The sequence below is a fragment of the Nonlabens ulvanivorans genome, from assembly GCF_000732625.1.
GTDB lineage: Bacteria > Bacteroidota > Bacteroidia > Flavobacteriales > Flavobacteriaceae > Nonlabens > Nonlabens ulvanivorans.
In genome coordinates, this window is the sequence record NZ_JPJI01000010.1 from 1 (window position 1) to 2,224 (window position 2,224).

The 2,224-nt window shown below is 31.2% G+C and carries 2 protein-coding genes; both read left to right on the forward strand.

Features of this window, described 5'->3' with window-relative positions:
* Nucleotides 1-971: hypothetical protein (locus IL45_RS01380; RefSeq protein WP_036579377.1), on the forward strand; the 971-nt coding region annotated here is incomplete at its 5' end.
* A 217-nt stretch (nt 972-1,188) separates the two neighbouring features.
* On the forward strand, nt 1,189-2,019 hold the full coding sequence (locus tag IL45_RS01385) for a hypothetical protein (protein ID WP_036579379.1): 831 nt from the start codon (nt 1,189-1,191) through the stop codon (nt 2,017-2,019).
* Nucleotides 2,020-2,224: the final 205 nt, after the last annotated feature.

Sequence of the window (2,224 nt, forward strand, 5' to 3'; positions counted from 1 at the left end):
TCACAACCAATAACCAACATACAAAAGGTCTACGCGTACCGGCTAAAACGCCTCACTCGCCTTATACCTTTGCCATTGCCAGTAATTTGAAAACCAAGATTATGAAAAAATTAATTTACATATTTACGATACTATCTTTCTTAATTAGCCACAATCTTTTTGCGAAAGACAAATTAATTACGATTTACGATAAAGATTGTGGCTTTTCTCAAGAATTGTTAAATGATACTTATCAAAACGACTTGGTGAAAAAAGAGTTGTCTTCTTATGAGCACTTGATCTTTGAAGCAGATACAGATAATGGAATTAATTATATCAATGAATTTAATATTACAGCTTTTCCTACGCAAATTATTATAAGCGACGATAGCATAATTTCATTTGCAGGTTACTATGATAGTAAAAATCAACTACAAATTTTAAAAGAACCAAAACAATTTAATACTGTTTTGATTGCCTATAATTCTGAATTAAGTGAACAAGATGGTTTTATTCCTGATATGGTAATCAAATACTTATGCACGACTATGAACAACGCCAATGCCTCAAGTCGGAGTTCACTCGAGGCATTTATGACTGCGTTTCAAAGTATGCTTGACAAAATGGAAATAAAAGTTGATGACCTTAATAAATACACATTTGAAAATATTGATAAATTAATTTGTACGAATAAAGACACGGTTAAAATGCGTAAGACAAATACTATTTTAAAACACGCAATTGACACTGCAAATTATAAATTTATTAGAGAAGCAATTTTTATTAAAGTAGATGGAAAAAATGTATGTAATCCATATATAGATTTTAATCGTGTAGAAATTATTGATGGAGAAGAAGAAACTTTAATACAATTTATAGACAAATTACTCAATGAGGATGGAATGGACGCAGCTCACGATTTTAATACTATACGAGATATTGAGAATCAAATTCAAGGTTGTATTAATGCCCAAAACAACAAAAAATTATAGCGTAAAAAACTACTGGCAACAACGTATAAAAATAATAGGGCAATTGTAGCAAAACCGAATGGTTCGGGCACATTTGCAAAGTCGCCAAATTTTTAAATTTGGCTTATTGACAAAAAAAAATAATAAGAAAAATTTAAAAAATCGGCTTGTGTTTCATCCGAATGGTTAGCGCACTTTTTCAGCCCTACTATTCTTATACAAGACCGTTGTAAGCCATATGAAAAAAACTTTCGTCATATTAATTTCACTAACGATTTTCATTTCTTGTGTTGAGAATAAAAAACAACAAGTTGCCGAAATTGAAGATTCCAACTTGGAAAATGAATATGTTGAATTTGACCCAATTAAATATGTTTCAAATCCAGAAAAGACGGATACACTTTGTATATCTGAAATTAATAGAGCTAAAGATGAAATAAGAACAAATGGAATTGCATTCACGCAAGAAGTTGGATTTTTATACGGACATAATAGATATGAAAAAGAACTTGAAGAGCTTTGCAAACAAAATGGCTTAAATTATGAAATTGACTTAATTGGTTGTGTCGTTTTTGAAGGTCAAACTCAAGGATGCTATGGAGCTTATATGGATAAAGTTTTAGCGGATAAGTACGGACTTGATTTTAAACAGCAAATGCACAAGAAAGCGGACAGCCTATTTCTTCAAAATGTAATAAAAAACAATTTGGCTGTTTATTATGGAGATTGTGATGAAAGACCAAAATTACCATCTGAAAAAAATAGAAGTTCAGACTATATTCCTAACGTTAAAGTTGAAAATTTGGACATTGAAGAAGATAAATCAGAATATGGTGGATGGCCATTTCTTGATGTTGGTTTTACAGTAGAAAGAGACAGTACAATTAATAGTTTTTATATCAATTATTTTTTCGAAGGGCTGGAATCCAATAAAAAATATAAGAATGAATTATTTGAGTTAGCCAAAAATCATCTAAAGAAAAATTATCCGACTTGGGTTCCAGGAATTGTAAATGGAACTCAGGTAAGAACTGATAATAATGTGAGAATACATTTAATAAAAGAATAAAAAATACGGCTTACAACAATGGCTATAAGTAATTGCTTGTTCTCGCCTACTTTGGAAATTCCTGCGGAATTTCCAGTTTGGTGTGTACTTGCAAAGTTAAGTGCTAAACCACGCAACTACTCATAGCCGAGACCGTTCTAGTCCATTGCCTGCGGCCGTAGGTTTTCGCTTTTGTAATTTATAATTACACTCTTGGGATTAGAAA